This is a genomic window from Microbacterium sp. Root553 (assembly GCF_001426995.1).
Classification (GTDB): Bacteria; Actinomycetota; Actinomycetes; order Actinomycetales; family Microbacteriaceae; genus Microbacterium.
Window position 1 is genome coordinate 525,144 of sequence record NZ_LMFY01000001.1, and the last position, 15,827, is coordinate 540,970.

At 66.2% G+C, this 15,827-nt stretch carries 15 protein-coding genes; 9 read left to right on the plus strand and 6 right to left on the minus strand.

Annotation, left to right across the window (positions count from 1 at the left end; all coding sequences use genetic code 11):
• Positions 1–137: 137 nt before the first annotated feature.
• Complete coding sequence (locus ASD43_RS02435) at positions 138–1,364, minus strand: alpha-L-fucosidase (protein WP_052677788.1); 1,227 nt, start codon at positions 1,362–1,364, stop codon at positions 138–140.
• A 173-nt stretch (positions 1,365–1,537) separates the two neighbouring features.
• Here ASD43_RS02435 and ASD43_RS02440 point away from each other — a divergent pair, with 173 nt between their 5' ends.
• Together ASD43_RS02440 and ASD43_RS02445 are read left to right on the plus strand one after the other, a co-directional pair.
• Positions 1,538–2,569 carry a LacI family DNA-binding transcriptional regulator gene (locus ASD43_RS02440; RefSeq protein WP_045254868.1) on the plus strand — a complete coding sequence of 344 codons (1,032 nt, stop codon included), beginning with the start codon at positions 1,538–1,540 and terminating at the stop codon, positions 2,567–2,569.
• A gap of 232 nt (positions 2,570–2,801) precedes the next feature.
• On the plus strand, positions 2,802–4,868 hold the full coding sequence (locus tag ASD43_RS02445) for a BNR repeat-containing protein (RefSeq protein ID WP_056413096.1): 2,067 nt from the start codon (positions 2,802–2,804) through the stop codon (positions 4,866–4,868).
• A 201-nt stretch (positions 4,869–5,069) separates the two neighbouring features.
• Here the strand turns inward: ASD43_RS02445 and ASD43_RS02450 are convergent, their stop codons facing one another.
• The 3 genes from ASD43_RS02450 to ASD43_RS02460 are packed head-to-tail and all read right to left on the minus strand — an operon-like array spanning position 5,070 to position 9,083.
• Complete coding sequence (locus tag ASD43_RS02450; RefSeq protein ID WP_056413099.1) at positions 5,070–6,578, minus strand: sulfatase family protein; 1,509 nt, start codon at positions 6,576–6,578, stop codon at positions 5,070–5,072.
• A 26-nt stretch (positions 6,579–6,604) separates the two neighbouring features.
• Positions 6,605–7,666 (minus strand): LacI family DNA-binding transcriptional regulator, encoded by a 1,062-nt coding sequence (locus ASD43_RS02455; RefSeq protein ID WP_056413102.1) that lies wholly within the window; start codon positions 7,664–7,666, stop codon positions 6,605–6,607.
• 4 nt (positions 7,667–7,670) lie between these two features.
• Positions 7,671–9,083 carry an MFS transporter gene (locus ASD43_RS02460; protein WP_056413106.1) on the minus strand — a complete coding sequence of 471 codons (1,413 nt, stop codon included), beginning with the start codon at positions 9,081–9,083 and terminating at the stop codon, positions 7,671–7,673.
• A 130-nt stretch (positions 9,084–9,213) separates the two neighbouring features.
• Between ASD43_RS02460 and ASD43_RS02465 the strand changes: the two genes are divergently transcribed.
• The 3 genes from ASD43_RS02465 to ASD43_RS02475 are packed head-to-tail and all read left to right on the plus strand — an operon-like array spanning position 9,214 to position 10,804.
• The gene (locus ASD43_RS02465) at positions 9,214–9,570 is read left to right on the plus strand and encodes a YidH family protein (protein ID WP_056413109.1); all 357 of its coding nucleotides are present in this window, start codon (positions 9,214–9,216) and stop codon (positions 9,568–9,570) included.
• Complete coding sequence (locus tag ASD43_RS02470) at positions 9,567–9,920, plus strand: DUF202 domain-containing protein (protein ID WP_056413111.1); 354 nt, start codon at positions 9,567–9,569, stop codon at positions 9,918–9,920. Before ASD43_RS02465 ends, ASD43_RS02470 begins: the two co-directional genes overlap by 4 nt.
• A gap of 8 nt (positions 9,921–9,928) precedes the next feature.
• Positions 9,929–10,804 (plus strand): formylglycine-generating enzyme family protein, encoded by an 876-nt coding sequence (locus tag ASD43_RS02475; protein ID WP_056418920.1) that lies wholly within the window; start codon positions 9,929–9,931, stop codon positions 10,802–10,804.
• Between the two features lie 28 nt (positions 10,805–10,832).
• On the opposite strand, the gene ASD43_RS02480 is transcribed toward ASD43_RS02475, so the two are convergent.
• Positions 10,833–11,336 carry a hypothetical protein gene (locus ASD43_RS02480; RefSeq protein WP_056413114.1) on the minus strand — a complete coding sequence of 168 codons (504 nt, stop codon included), beginning with the start codon at positions 11,334–11,336 and terminating at the stop codon, positions 10,833–10,835.
• 131 nt (positions 11,337–11,467) lie between these two features.
• Here ASD43_RS02480 and ASD43_RS02485 point away from each other — a divergent pair, with 131 nt between their 5' ends.
• Entirely contained in the window at positions 11,468–12,118 is a 651-nt protein-coding gene (locus ASD43_RS02485) for a hypothetical protein (protein WP_157550723.1), read from the plus strand.
• Between the two features lie 85 nt (positions 12,119–12,203).
• Here ASD43_RS02485 and ASD43_RS02490 read toward each other — a convergent pair whose 3' ends face one another.
• On the minus strand, positions 12,204–12,590 hold the full coding sequence (locus ASD43_RS02490; protein WP_056413120.1) for a cupin domain-containing protein: 387 nt from the start codon (positions 12,588–12,590) through the stop codon (positions 12,204–12,206).
• 105 nt (positions 12,591–12,695) lie between these two features.
• Between ASD43_RS02490 and ASD43_RS02495 the strand changes: the two genes are divergently transcribed.
• The 3 genes from ASD43_RS02495 (at position 12,696) to ASD43_RS02505 (ending at position 15,827) form a co-directional block, all read left to right on the plus strand.
• Positions 12,696–13,754, plus strand: coding sequence for a cation diffusion facilitator family transporter (locus ASD43_RS02495; RefSeq protein WP_082539198.1), 1,059 nt, complete (start codon positions 12,696–12,698; stop codon positions 13,752–13,754).
• A 109-nt stretch (positions 13,755–13,863) separates the two neighbouring features.
• A complete protein-coding gene (locus ASD43_RS02500; protein ID WP_082539199.1) occupies positions 13,864–14,583 on the plus strand; it encodes a GntR family transcriptional regulator in 720 nt (239 codons plus the stop codon).
• Between the two features lie 92 nt (positions 14,584–14,675).
• Positions 14,676–15,827 (plus strand): ROK family transcriptional regulator, encoded by a 1,152-nt coding sequence (locus ASD43_RS02505; RefSeq protein ID WP_056413125.1) that lies wholly within the window; start codon positions 14,676–14,678, stop codon positions 15,825–15,827.

A 15,827-nucleotide genomic window follows, 5' to 3' on the forward strand; every position in this document is an offset into this window, starting at 1 on the left:
GTTGCTGTGCGGCGTAGACGATCCTTCAGGGTGAATCGTTTCGCTCTGCCGGGGCAAATATAGCACCAAGCGAGCGAAACGTCTCGACTTTCATCCATAATCAGGTTGAATTTCACGAATGCCCCGCGAGGGAAACGTTATGCTCGGGCAGTCATTCCCGGAGCTTCCCCTGCGGGCAGCTCAAAGACGATCGCATCGAGACCTTCATCCGTGCGGACAACGACGTGCGGATCCTCCGCCACCACGACGATCGAGTCACGGTGTCGCCATGCAACCCACCAGTCGCTGCCGGTGACGCTGACGGTGCCGGGCTCGATCGGCGACCTGTCGAGCGTGTACGGCTTCAGGTCCTGGCTCCATTCGCCGAACCCCTCGAGACTGCAGCGCTGAACGTCAGGGATCCGCCCGCTGGCCTCCGGCCCGATGTTCAGGAGCAGACGACCGCCGCGCGAGACGACGTCGGCGTACAGACGAGCGAGCTCGCGCGCAGAGAGCGTGAGGGATTCGTCTTCCGTGCGGTTGTGTCCGAACGAGAAGCCGAGCCCGCGGTTGTGCTCCCAACCGATCCCGCGCTCGTTCTGGGTGTCGTGCGAGTACTCGCTGGTCCGGTAGTCCCACACCGGCGCACCCCAACGGTCATTGACGATGCCTTCCGGCACCACGCGCTTGTAGTAGTCCAGCAGCTGCACCAGCGAGCCGTCAGCTTTTCCCGCGTCCGGCCACTCGATGTCGTTCCAGATCACCGCCGGCTTGTAGCGGTCGATCAGGTCGCGCACCTGCGCGGTCGCATACTCGGCGTACTCCGCGCCGTTGGGGCGGTATTCGGCGACATCAGCCATCGACTCGATGGGAGGGAAATCCGTGAAGGCCCAGTCGAGTCCGCCCGAGTAGTAGACGCCGAAGCGCATTCCTTCCTTGCGCACCGCCTCGGCGAGCGGCGCGAGCAGATCGAGCTTGGGGCCCCGAGCCACCGTGGACAGCCTGCCCGCTCCGGGTGCATCCCAGAGGGTCACTCCGTCGTGATGCTTCGCCACAGGGATGACATAGTCCGCACCGGCACGATGGAAGAGCCGCGCCCATTCGGACGCATCGAACTGGCTGGGGATCCACCGGTCGAGGAACGTGTCGTACGAGTTGTCCCCGTACTCAGCGACGTGGTGCAGCGCTGCCGGGGACCCTTCGATGCGCGAGGTGTTCGCGTACCACTCGGCGTACGCGTTGTGCGCGAACCACTTCTCTTCGGGGACAGCACCCCATGCTCCGGTCGGCTCCGCCCAGGCCGGAACAGAGTACGGCCCCCAATGGATGAAGATGCCCAGGGTGGACTGTCTCGCCCATTCGGGCAGGCTGGGGCTATCGGTCATTGCTCTCTCCTCGGCGTGACTCGGCGAATCGCCGCGTGGCGCACCGCCTGGTAGGTGGTTCTGCATTCGCGATACAGCGAAACGACTAAAGTTTTGCGGATCGTAGGTAGACTCCGGGCAACATCGTTGATCAGCGCGAACGGTGGCGACACTCGCGATACGAAGGACCGAATTTGTCGAAAAGCACTAGATCTCCCGCAACGTATAAGGACATCCAGCGACTGACAGGCTTGTCGTTGGCGACGATCTCGAAGTACTACAACGGGCGAAACGTTCTGACCTCGAACCGGGAAGCGATCGAGGCGGCGGCCGCAGAACTGAACTACCGACCGAACGCGTTCGCCAGCAGTCTGCGGCGCGGCGTCACCCGAACCGTCGGCGTCCTGCTGCCCTCGTTCCAGAACCCCTTCCACCTCGAGATCGTCGTCGGCATCGAGAAGTATCTGCGCACCCACGGCATCGGCGTGCTGGTGACCTCCAACGAGCAGGACGGAACACCATCCACCGTCAATGCCGTAGAGCTGCTCCTCAGCAGAAGGGTCGATGGCATCATCGGGGTTCCCGCACTGTCGGACTCGTCGGCGCTTGCGACCGCCGTCTCCATCGGCATCCCGGTCGTCACGGTGGACTGGCTCCCGCGCGGACTCGACGCCGACTCGGTCTCGCTCGACAACGTGCAGGCGGGCAAGGTCGCAACCCAGCATCTGATCGATCACGGCCATCGGACCCTCGGCGCCCTGGTCGGAGAAGAGGGAATGTGGAGCCTGCAGGGCAGGCTCGATGGTTTCCTCACAGCAGCCCGAGCTGCCGACATCGCTGTCGCCGAAGACCACATCCAACGCGGTCCCATCAGCGTCGAGGCGGGATACGCGGCGATGATGCGGGTGCTCGCGGCAGATACACGGCCGACGGCGGTGTTCGCCGGGAATTACGACCTGACCGTCGGCGCCGTGACCGCCATCAACGACTCCGGCCTCCGTCTCGGGCATGATATCTCGCTCGTCGGCTTCGACTCCGTCGACCTCGCCCAGGTGACGAGCCCGAAGCTGACGGTCTACGTGCAGCCCGTCGAGCAGATCGCGACCGAGGCCGCACGAATCATGAACTCTCGACTGGATGACCCGGATTCGTCGACGAGCCGCGTGACGCTCGAGCTTCCCGGACACCTGCAGATCGGTGCGTCGGTGCGGCGACTGAGCGACTGAGTCGCAGAGCCGGTCCGCGCACGCAGGACCGCTGGGGACGACAGAGGGACCGACCATAGACATGGGGCTCCTCGACGTCGGGGTGGCGAAACGATTTACTCAGAGTAAAGCGGAACGCGCTGAAAATCAATGGCAAAGCTTGCCTTGACGCAGTTCTTCGCATGTCGTAACGTTTTGCTCGATTGCGGGAGTCTCCCCGCGCGCTTACCGATCTCAAGGAAGAGAGAAGTAGATGAAGACCGTTCGACTCACACAGCGAAGGAACCGGCTGACTGCCGCGTTCGTCGCCGCGATGCTCGCGGCGGGTGCGCTCGCGGGCGCCGCCGCGGCTCCCCCCGCCCACGCCACGACCGGAAGCGCCAGCGCATCCGACGACTTCGAACGTGCGAACGGCACTTTGGGAACTGCATGGACCACGGATCGCGGCGCGTGGAGCATCGCATCGGGCAAGGCGCTGTCCTCGAGCTCACCCGGGAACAACGTCGCCACGCATCGAGCGCTGCAACTCGGCCGCTCGTACACGGTGACCGCTGACATCGACATCGTCTCGTCGGCGCCCAGCGGTACCGAGTGGTCAGGAATCGTCGCGAACGTCCAGGGCACGACCTCTCTGAGCTACTACGTGCTCCGGGCGACGACCGCCGGTGGCACCCGGCCCGCCCAGTGGCAGCTGCTGCAGATGACGAACAACGCGACCCCCACGGTCCTCACCCAGGGCACGATGACCGCTCCCTACGGAACGCGTCTGCAGCTGAGCCTGGCGCGAGACGGAGCACAGTTCCAGGTGACGGTCCGCAACGGTGCGACGGGAGCGACTCTCGCCACCGGCGCTCACGCCCTTGCCGTCGTCGACCCTGCGCGCGTCGGCGGCCACGCCGGGCTCTACTCGAACTCCGGCAACCTCCAGGCGCGGTCGTTCGATCTCACCACCTCCACTCCGGCGATCGCGCCCCCGGGCGCCGTGGCGTGCAAGCCCGCCGGGGAGTACGACTTCCCCGGCGGCAGCGGACAGGTTCTCGAGACGGTCCCGGTGGGCACCACCTTCGCTGGAGCGCCCGTGACACAGCGCGTGCTCACCGACGGCGACGACCAGTACGTCGCCTACTACAACGCGCAGCGCGGCATGACCATCGCGCACCGCAGCCTTTCGGCCGCGACTCCCACGTGGACGACGAAGGTCCTCCCCACCACCCTCGGCTGGGACAGTCACAACTACATCTCCATCGGGCTCGACCGTAACCGCAACCTCCACGTCGCCGGCAACATGCACAACGTCGGCCTGATCTACTTCCGCACCACGACGCCGGGCAATGTCAACACCCTGACACGCGTCACGAACATGGTGAGCGCCAGCACCGAGAACTCGGTCACCTACCCGGAGTTCGTGAACAGGCAGGACGGCAGCCTCGTCTTCAGCCACCGCAACGGCGGCTCCGGGGATGGCGTCACGTACTTCAACCTCTACAACGAGACCTCCAACACCTGGTCCCGTCTCGTCGACCAGCCGCTGTTCAACGGGACCGGTTCGGCCACCAACCCATCCGGCACGTGGAACGCCTACTTCGAGACCCCGCTTCTCGGGCCGGACGGCAACTTCCACATGATCTGGGTCTGGCGAGACACACCCGACGCGGCGACGAACAGCCTGCTCACGTACGCGCGCAGCGCGAACCTGGTCGACTGGTTCGACAGTGCGGGCAACCCGCTCACCTCTCCGTTCCGCTATGGCGACGCCGATGTCGTGGACCCCGTACCCAATGGCGGAGGACTGCTCAACGGCAACGCGAAGCTCGGCTTCGACGCGGATGGCACGCCCATCATCAGCTACCACAAGTACGACGACACAGGTCGCTCGCAGATCTATGTCGCCCGCGCGGACGGCACCGGTGACTGGGATATCAGCCAGGTCAGCAACTGGGAAGGACGCTGGAGCTTCGGCGGCGGCGGAAGCCTCGACTTCAAGGTCATCATGGGCGGATCTCAGGTCATGAGCGACGGGAACATCCGCGTCGACTTCCGGTGCGAGGGATCTCCCCAGAGCATCGTGGTCAACGATTCGCTGACCGGTGTGGCTCAGGCCCCGACCCCGCCGCTGCCGTCATCGGTCACCACCGTTCGAGGCACCTACCCGGGGCTTCAGGTCAATCTTCAGACCGACCTCAACGGCGCGGCCGCTACGGGAGGAACCTGGTATCTCCGCTGGGAGTCGCTGCCCAGCAATCTGGACCAGCCGCGCACAGAATGGCCCCAGTCGGGGAGCGGCATCGAACTGGTTCGCATCGGCGTCCCTGAGGAGTAGACGATTCCGAGCGCAAGACACCGAAGCCGCCCCCTGCACCCCCGACAGTGGGCGGCTTCGGTGAAGCCTCGACGATGTGGCCGAAACGTGCTGGTGGAGTACACCTCTCCTACGGTGAAGTCGCCGCCCTCGGTGTCGCTGCCGGCGCCGGTACGATCAGCGAACACCTCGACCGAGAACAATCGGATCAGGAAGTCCCTCTCAGCTGGCCGAACGCGTGCTCGCGACGTACGCCTGCAGGCGTCCGAACATCTCGTGGTCGTACGGACCCCACTCGGGTCGCGGCGTCGACGGACCCCGGTAGGGCTCGTCGTCGTACCGCTGCTGGTACTCGGCGAGCGTGACCTCGAGGTCGGCCTTGATCTGCGCGTACGCCGGATCGGCGGCGACGTTGCGCATCTCCTCGGGATCCGCCTTCAGGTCGTAGAGCTCCCATTCCGGCTCGTAGATCTCGTCCGATGCTCCGGGAACCCCGAGTCCCGCCCCGTAGAAGTAGAGGAGCTTGTACGAATCGGTGCGGATGCCGTAGTGGGCGGGAGCCGCATGGATCGGGTCGTCATGCTCCCAGTAGCGGTAGTACATCGCGTCGGGCCAATCCGCGACCTCCTCGCCACGCAGAAGCGGAAGGAAGCTGCGCCCCTGCGAGGTGGGCAGCGCCTGTGTCGCATCGACGCCGCAGATGTCGAGGAACGTCGCAGCGAAGTCGACGTTCGTGATGATCGCCTCCGACCGCGACCCCGCCTCGATCACCGCCGGCCAGCGCATCAGCATCGGCATCTGGAGCGACTGGTCGTACATGAGCCGCTTGTCGAACCATCCATGGTCTCCGAGGAAGAAGCCCTGGTCGGAGGTGTAGACGACCAGCGTGTTCTCGGCGAGCCCCTTCTCCTCGAGATGATCGAGGAGGCGCCCGACGTTGTCGTCGATCGACTGGATGCACTGCAGGTAGTCGCGCATGTAGATCTGGTACTTCCAGCGCATCCGCGCCTCACGGTTCTCCGGTCCGCGCAGCTCCTCGGGCATCGCGATCTTGAGATCGTCGCCACCCATGTCGTCGGCGATCGTCATGTGCACGCCGCGGACGGCCTTGCTGCGGCTCGCGTTGTCGTCGAAGAAGGTCTCGGGCTCGGGGATCGTGCCGTCGGCGTAGAGATGCGAGTGCTTCGTGTCGGGCACCCAGGGACGATGCGGCGCCTTGTGATGAACCATCATGCAGAAGGGCTCGTCGTCATCCAGTCCGTCGATCCACTCGAGAGAGAGATCTGTGACGATGTCGGTGGCATAGCCCTCGACGGTCGAGACGCCGTCCTCATCGATCATCTGCGGATCGACGTAGTCCCCCTGTCCGGGGAAGACCTTCCATGCGTCGAACCCCCGCGGGCGCGATACGCCCTCCTCGCCGAGGTGCCATTTGCCGAACATCGCCGTCTTGTATCCGGAATCGTGCAGAACGTCGATGAACGTGGGCACGCGATAGTCCATCTCCGTCCAGATCGACGACACTCCGTTGACGTGGCTGTACGTGCCGGTGAGGATCGACGCCCGCGACGGAGAGCAGATCGAATTGGTGCAATACACGGCATCCATCCGCATCCCCTGGTCGGCGATCCGGTCGAGGTGCGGAGTGGAGTTGACCCGGCTGCCGTACGCGGAGATCGCGTGAGCGGCATGGTCGTCGGACATGATGAAGATGATGTTGGGTTTCGGCATCCGGTTCCTTCGTCGAGATCGGTCGTTCAGTCGCCTGCTGCACCGGTGCCTGAGGCGCCGGTGTCGAGGGCGGGAGCGAGGAGGACGCACGTCGGCGCATCCTTCGCCGTGCTGGCGTCGATGATGAGACCCGCGCAGGCCTCTCCGGCCGCCGAGAGGGGCAGCCGACTGTATGTGAGGCGCGGCCAGAGACGCGGGTCGAGAGAGCCGCCTGCGAGAGCGGCGACCCTTACGCGAGGACCGTGCTGCACGGTCCAGAAGTAGGCCGCCTCGGCGTCCGCACCCCAGGAGCAGACGATCGCCGTGGATTCCGGCTCCTGATCGATCCATTCGCGAGCGGCATCCAGACGCCCGACGACGGTCGCGGCATATCCGGTGGTGCCGCCCGGGTCACGATCGAACCGAGCGAGGATCTCATCGGTGACTCCGGTGGAGAGCACGATGAGATCGAGTCCGTTGTCGCGGGCGAGCGCCTCCATCGCCGAATTCCTCGTCCGATCAGCGCGTGATGTCACATCCGGTCGAAGGTGGAGGATCCTCGACACGCCCTCGCCGATCAGATTCTGCACGAGCTGCTCCGCGCCGGCGGCGTAGTCGAAGTCGACGCTCGACCAGATGCCCGGCGTCACTGCGGGCCCGCAGTCGAGCGCGACGAACGGAATCCTGTGCGCCATGACCTCGACCGCCAGCTCGTGTGGCACGTCGAGGTCATCGTGACCGATGAACACCAGTCCGTCGAGCAGCCCGCCGCGAACATCGTCCGTGCACCGCTCCGCCGAGTCACCGTGGAGCAGAGCGAGATGGAACCCCCGTCGAGCCAGTCCCTCACTGAGCCCTTGGGCGATCTCGGCGTATCGAGGCGTCGTCAGAGGCTTGTTCAGCAGAACTCCGATGGTGCGATTCGACCTCGCTTGCAGCGACCGCGCCAAGCCGTTGGGCACGTACCCGAGCTCGTGCGCGATCGTGCGGATGCGGGTCTTCGTCGCCTCTGCCAGAGGCAGACTGCTCTTGTCGTTCAGTGCATACGACACCGTCGAGATCGAGACCCCCGCCCTGCTGGCGATGTCCTTCAGTGTCGGCCTGCCCATGCTCTCATCCCACCACGACTGCGCGTCGGCTGCTCAGCTCGGCGCTGTTCGCCTCGACCGTGCGGCGGTCGAGCGGGAACCAGAACAGCAGGATGAGCGCGACGATCGCGTACAGGACGCCAGGCACGAGTGTGGCGATGGTGTAGATGCCCTGCACGGTGCCTGCCGCCTGTGTGTCGGTGCCGGCCTCGTAGCCGATGATGGCGAGGGCGTAACCTCCGAGGCCGCCGGCGAGCGCGAGCCCGAGCTTGCGTGCCCACGTGTTGATGGCATAGACCGTGCCGTCATCGCGTTGCCCCGTGCGCACTTCCTGATGGTCGACGACGTCGGTGATGATCGCCCACACCAGGAGGTTGAACATGCCCACCCCGAACCCGGCCACGATGCTGAGCACGATGAACACCCATGGCGATGTGATTCCGAGGAAGAAGAGCAACAGATAGATCGCCGCGCTCGCGAAGAGCAGCACCACGAGCATCTCCTTCTTGCCGTAGCGGCGACCGAGTGCGGCAGCGAACGGTGCGGCGATGAGCGCGGGAACGACGTTGGCGAGCGCCGCGACACCCGAGAGCGCACCGTTGTTGAAGTAGTTGAGCCAGAGGTAGGCACCCACCGAACCGGTCAACAGCGACGACAGCATCAGCACGAGGTTGCCGCCCATGAGCGAAAGGAGGGCGCGGTTGCCTGCCAGCGAACGCAGCAGGGCGGGGAACGACGCCTTCGCACGACCCGGCACCGCTCTCACGCGCTCTCGCACGAGCGAGTAGCAGATGATGTAGAAGACGAGCGCGGCGGCCGAGAAGGCGACGCCGGTCGCGAAGAACGCCGGCGGAAGCACCTGCGACACGCCGTCGACGTTCGCATAGATGAACAGAGGCGGCACGAGGGCGACGAAGATCCCCGCGAGGTTCGCCCCCACTCCACGGAAGACCGAGAGGGACGCTCGTTCTGCGGGCTCCTCACTCATCACCGAGGCGAGGGAACCGTAGGAGATGTTGACCATCGTGTAGAAGACGGACCCCCAGAGGATGTACGTCGCTGTCGCCCAGATCAGCTTGACGGTGTAATCCCAGTCCGCCGCGAACGGCGCATACAACAGGGCGCTCACGACGACGAGGGGGATGGCCGCGCGGATGATCCAGGGACGGAACCGCCCGGCAACCGACGGAATGTGCCGATCGAGGAACTGGCCCCAGCCGACATCGGTGAACGCGTCGAGGAGACGCACCAGCAGGAACAGGGTTCCGACGTGCGCCGGGTTCAGTCCGAGGACGTTCGTGTAGAAGATCAGGAGATAGCTCGACGCCAGGATGAACAGGAAGTCGTTGCCGAAGTCTCCGAACAGGTATCCGACCTTGTCGCGCCAGCCGAACGGCCTCGCGGTGGCGATCGCTTCTGTCGTGCTCGTGTAAGTCATGGTTCTCCTCGTCGAGAGCGGGCGAGAGGACGATAACCAGTTCAAACGTTTGAAGGCAAGCAGGTCCGAAAAAGAAGTCTCGTGGCCGACGCGCCGCGCTCCCGAAGCCGGACGCAGATACGATGTCGGGATGCACCGCTTCCCCACATCCGTGTACGGCACCGGCGAGGAGCCGGATCCGCGTTTCTCACTCGCGAACGAGCGCACCTTCCTCGCGTGGACGCGCACGGCACTCGCTCTGATCGCCGGCGGCGTGGCACTCGAGGTGCTCGGTCTCGATCTGCATCCCGGCTTCCGACTCGCGGCCTCGCTGGTCCTCATCGTCGCCGGCACGGCAGTCGCGCCGCTCGCATGGTGGGAGTGGAGCAGGACGGAGCGGGCTCTGCGTCGGTCGCTGCCACTGCCCGGTGCGATATCGGCAGTCGTCCTCGGCATCATCGTGCTCGTCGTCGGCCTGCTCGTCATCGCAGGGGTCATCTGGCGATGACGGAGTCGACGCTCTTCGATCCCGGTCTGCAGCCGGAGCGCACCGAACTCGCCTGGCGCCGCACCGCCCTCGCCATCGCCGTCGGCTCGCTGCTCTCGCTACGAGTCCTCCCCGTGGCACTACCGGCCCCCGCCGCGGCGTTCGGCGTGATACCGGGTCTCCTCGGCCTTCTGGCGGCATGCGCGATCTGGATGGCTGCGCGTCGCCGTCAGATCCGGCTGACCGCGTTCCTGACCGGTACGTCATCGCGCACACCGCACGGCGGTGGCCTTCTCATCTCAGTAGCGGTGCTGGCGGCCGTCTTCGGCGCGGCAGCGATCCTCTTCGTGACGATCTCGGTGCTGACGTGACCGCCGCGATGACCCGCATCCCCGCGGGGCGGCTGCTCATGGGCTCCGTCGACTTCTACCCCGAGGAAGGGCCGGTGCACGAACGCGAGATCGAGGCGTTCGATCTGGATCCGTACCCGGTGACGAATGCGGAGTACCTGCGCTTCGTCACCGAGACCGGCTACGTGACGGTCGCCGAGCGCCCCCTCGATCCTCGCGAGTTCCCGGGCGCTGATCCGGCCACGCTCGTTCCCGGTGGGCTGGTGTTCACCCCGACCGACGGCCCCGTGAATCTGAACGAGTGGCAGCGCTGGTGGCGCTGGCAGCCCGGGGCGCACTGGCGTGCGCCCGAAGGGCCAGGATCGGACGTCGACGGACGCCTCGAGCATCCGGTCGTGCAGATCGCGTTCGAGGATGCCTCGGCATACGCCGCCTGGGCGCACAAGCGGCTGCCCACCGAAGCGGAGTGGGAGTGGGCGGCTCGAGGAGGGCTCGTCGGTGCGCGTTACGCGTGGGGCGACGAGCTGCGCCCGGACGGAGAGCTCATGGCCAACACCTGGCAGGGAGACTTCCCGTACCGCAACTCCGGAGCCGCCGGCTTCATCGGAACGTCCGCGACAGGGGCGTTCCCTGCCAATGGCTTCGGGGTTCACGACATGATCGGCAACGTCTGGGAATGGACAGCGGACACGTGGAGCGCTCGTCACAGCATGAGCCCGACGATCCAGCCCGGTGAACGCCGCAATCTTCTCGGCGTGGACGCCGGAGGTCCCCCACGTCGGGTGACCAAGGGCGGCTCGCACCTCTGCGCCCCCGAGTACTGCCGACGCTACAGGCCCGCCGCGCGAAGCTCCCAGACCGAGGACTCCGCGACCACCCATCTGGGTTTCCGCTGCGCGCGATGACGGGCGCCGTGGCGGCGCGAATCGCGGATCAGGTCTGGACGACGCGCACCCATGCCCGATCGACGTCGTCGGCGTCCGTGAGGTTCACCTGCACCACACCGGCGTACGGCAGCCGGTACGAGAACTCACCGGCCGGCGGATCGTCGCAGCGGAATCCCCCTTCGGCGAGCACCCGCCTCTCTCCGTCGGCCGTGACCACCTCGAACCCGACGCGATCGCCCTCGCACTGCCCCTCGACGGTGAACTGTCGATCCGCCACGAGCACAGCGGGCCCGGCGATGATCTCGCCCGACGGATCGCTGCCCTCCCCGTACTTGAGGGCGATGCCGACCTGAGTGGGGTCCGTCTTGTCGGGATAGGCGAATGCCCCCGCAGGAGGCGCTGACGTCGCCGACGGCGACGGTGCGGATGTCGATTCCGACGCCATCGGCTCGGGAGCGTCGCCCGAGGTGCAGCCGGCGATCACGAAGGCGAGAGCCATCAGCCCGGTGGGCACGATGGCGACGGCGCGAGTGCGATTGCGAGTGTCCATCGATCCACACTATGAACCCTCGATCACCGACCACAATGCCTTGCGGGACGCTGCAGATCTGCTATCCGCTCGATCTGGGAGTCCCGTGGGAATCGACGCGCGACGCTCGTCCCCGCCGATAGCGTCGAAGGATGGATATCGACACGACACGACCTCGGGCTCGCAGTGCACGCATCCTCACACCACTGTTCGGGATGGCCGTGACAGCTGCTCTTCTGGCGGGATGCTCGGCCCCCGTCTCGCCGACGCCGACCGTCACGCAGACGGTGACGGCACCCGCCGATCCCACGCCGAGCGCATCTCCCAGCGCGTCCCCGACCGCGGGCGCCGGCCCGTCGGGCATCGGCGACGTCGAGCTGGGCACTCCCTACGACGAGGCGGTCGCGGCAGCGGGTGCGACCCCCGCAGAAGTCTGCCCGTGGCTTGCCACGGTCGAAGCCGACGGATATACGCTGACCCTCCAGAGCCCCGAGATCCCCGAACAGGATCCGGCGGTGGTCGATCTCGTACAGGTGTCCGCCTCCCCCGCCGATCTCGAAGGCGGGCCGGCCGTCGGCCCGCTGACGGCCGAGGGGATCGGTGTCGGTTCCCGGATGGACGAGGCGCTGGCCGCGTATCCCGACGCGGTGGAGATCGAGAGCGTCGGCGATCGCCGGTACCTCGCGATCGAGTCGGAAACCGGCACCGGTTCCGTATTCCTGACTTACACGGCAGGCAGCGACATCATCTGGGCAGTCACGGCGACGACCCTCGAGAAGCCGCCGTACGAGTCCTGCGGCTGAGTGCAGCACGTCGCCTCTGCGGGCGACTCATGATGCGCGATGCCGGCGACCGTCGATGCGGTCGCCGGCATCGCGCATCAGCGAGTCACGAGCCGACTGCGCGCCCGGGGTCGGCGAGAGCGGTGAAGGGAATCACGACCCACACCTTGCGCAGAGTTTCGTGAACCGTCCACCGCCCGATCCATCCCTCGGGCGTGATGAACAACGAGCCGGCCTGCACATCGAACGTGGTTCCGTCCTCTTCCTCGATGGTGGCGGAGCCCGAGACGATCTGGCACATCTCGTGGTACTGCGGGCGGGCGCTGCGGAACGAGCCCGGCGTCACCTCCCAGACTCCGGAGCGGATGCCTTCCGGTGACTCCCACACAGTGCGGGAGGACTCGGTCTGCCCCGCGCTCTCCGCCGTGGCCTTGGCCTTGTGGTCACCGGCATCCGTAGTGGTGACGTCGTGGACGACGATTGCTCTGGTCATGGTGTCCGCCTTCTCGATACTCCGGCGCGCGAGGACCGCGCACTCTCAGTATTTGGATCGACAATCAGATTGTCAACAATCCTACCTTCCTGTTACTGTCTGTCCATGACCTCCTCACACCTTCACGAGCATGGCGACCACGAGCACTCGCATGAAGAGCGCGGCCACGGGCATGACCACGGGCATGCCTTCAGCGACGGCCACCCCCGCCGCCCGGTGGCGGAAGCATCGGGCGGCCACGGCCACAATCACGACCACGGCCTCGAGGGTCACTCGACAGCGGGAGGAAAACACCGCAAGAAGCTGGTCCTGGTGCTCTGCATCACGTTCAGCGTCTTCGCCGTGCAGGTCGTCGGGGCTCTGATCTCAGGATCACTCGCACTCCTGGCGGATGCGGGTCACATGCTCACGGATGCTACCGGCGTGCTCATCGCGCTCATCGCCACGTTCATCGCCGCTCTGCCTGCGACCTCCAAGCGCACCTACGGGCTGATGCGCGTCGAGGTGCTCTCCGCGATGATCAACGGCATCGTGCTGAGCGTCATCTGCATCGTGATCGTCTACACGGCGATCCAGCGCATCGGCACTGAGGTCGAGATCGAGACGGGGCCGATGCTCATCGCCGCGATCGCCGGAGCCGTCGCCAATCTCATCTCGCTGCTGATCCTGCAGTCCGGCCAGAAGGAGAGCATCAACGTCCGTGGTGCATATCTGGAGGTGCTCGGCGATCTGATCGGCTCCGGCGCGGTCATCGTCGCCGGCGTCGTGATCCTCTTCACCGGATGGAACTGGGTCGACCAGGTGGCGGCCTTCGCCATCGCGCTGCTGATCGCTCCCCGCGCATACAGCCTGCTGCGAGACGTCGTGCGGATCCTCCTCGAGAGCACACCGAAGGACGTCGATCTCGACCAGACCCGCGAGCACATGCTGTCGGTGCCCGGCGTGGAGAAGGTGCACGATCTGCACGCATGGACGATCACCTCGGGCGTCAACGCGATGTCGGCGCACGTGGTGATCGATCAGGAGTCCCTGGATTGGGATCACTACGATCGCATACTCGACGAGCTGCACGCCTGCCTCGGCGAGCATTTCGACACGAGCCACTGCACCATCCAGCTCGAGCCGGCAGACCACGCCAACCACGAGAACGACGTGCACGCCTGACACTGAATCCGATCCGCGACGCCACAGCCCGAAACGCCAGTGTAGATTGTCTACAATGCAGGTGATGACGGCGGCGAACGGAACGCCGATTTCACGACGGGGGATATCGATGAACGGCGTACAGACACTCTCGGCGATCAACAATCGACCGACGGCGGTCGTGATCGCCGATCAGCTTCGCGAGAGCATCATCAATGGCGGCTTCTCCCCCGGCGACCAGGTGAACGAGGCACAGGTCGCCGGACAGCTGAACGTGTCTCGCGGCCCGGTCCGCGAAGCGCTTCACCGCCTCGTGCAGGAAGGGCTCCTGCTCTCCCGTCCGAACCGTGGCGTCTTCGTGCAGGAACTGACCGTCCGCGATGTCGCAGAGGTCTACGAGGCGCGCGAGGTCATCGAATGCGCCGCCGCCGAGATCATCACCAAATTCTCCCCCGAGCGCCGCGCAGCCACCACGGATCGGCTCACGGCGATCGTGCAGAAGATGCAGTCGGCTCTCCAGGATGAGGACTGGGCGCGACTCGGGCGCATCGACCTCGAGTTCCACACCGCTCTCGTGCAGGACGCCGGCAACACCCGCCTCGTGCGCGCCTACGCCACGCTCGCCACCGAGGCGCTCATCTGCCTCTTCCACTTCCCTGACGCATACCCGAAGCCCGACCGCGTCGTGCCGGGCCACCAGGAGATCGCCGATCTGCTGAAAGACGGCGAGATGGAGGAGCTGCATCACGTGCTTCACCAGCATCTCTCGCTGAGCAACTACCAGCTGCACAGCCACGAGGACGAGGGCGCACTGCGGCACGGACGCAACGAAGAAGGCGACGAGTCCTGAACCGGCCGCCGGCCTCGCCGAACGCGGCGAACCTCACCGAGCGCTCCCGTAACCTGGCGAGCGTCTTCGATGCTGCGCTCGCCCGCGGCACGATGACCCGGCGGGAGCTCATCGCCGACACCGGCCTCAGCAAGGCGACGATCAGCCGCGTCGTCGACGACCTGGAACGCCTGGAGCTGCTCGCGCCGGCATCCCCCGCAGGTTGCGACGCGTCAGCCGACGCGGTCGACGCCTCCGCCGCCGCCTCACGCGGGCGGCGGCCCACGGCCCTCACGGTTCCGTCAGAGGTCGGCCAAGTGGTCGGCATCAGTCTCGGTCTGCAGCGCACCGGAGTGCTGGCGGTCGACCTCGCAGGGCGCGAACTCTCGTGGAGCACTCTCGCCACTCCCCTGCACGCCGATGCGGGCGCGGCGGTCGAGTGGCTCGGCGGCCTCATCGACCGGGCCCGCGAACGCACGGCCGCTCCTCTGCAACGGGTGCTGGTGGCGGTACCGGCCCGGGTCGTGAACGGCGTCGAGGTGCCGCATCCGCCCTCGGCGATGCCTGCGATCGGGGGAACGGTCTTCGCCGAGAAGCTGGCGGCGGCGGTCGGCGCCGAGGTCGAACTCGATACCGACGCGAACATGGCACTCGCCGGCCTGACGGTCGAGGGCTTCATCCCCGGGGGCGCGCTCCCGGTGCTGCTCAACATGAGCACGGTACTCACGATGGCCATGCTGCGCCGCGACGGTTCCTCGGCGCACGGCGTCACCGGTTCATTCGGGAACTTCTCGGTGCTCCCCTTTCCTGCGGGGGATGGAGAGAGCACGATCGGCGAGCTGCTGAGCACCCACGGCCTGATGCAGTACTGCCGACGCCAGGGGCAGGCGCTGGCGCACATCTCCGAGCTGTGGGGCGGCGACGACGAACTCGGGCGGTTCGAGACGACCCTGCCGTCCGCCGAGCGAGACGCGATCGTACAGGTGTACACCGAGGCCCTCGCTTCGGCGCTGTTGATGATCTCCGTCATCTCGGACCCGCTGCTCATCGTGCTCGCCGGGCGCCTCGCCCCGCTCGCCGAGCGCGTGCTGCCCCGTCTCACCGAGACGCTGGCGGACCATCTCGACGAGCCACCGCAGATCCTGATCGCCAACGCTCGCACCCGCGCCCACACCACGTCTCTCGGCGCGGCCCACACCGCACTCACCGCCGTGCAGCGTCGACTGCGCGAGCGCCTCACGAACGGCACCTGGTCGATCGACTGA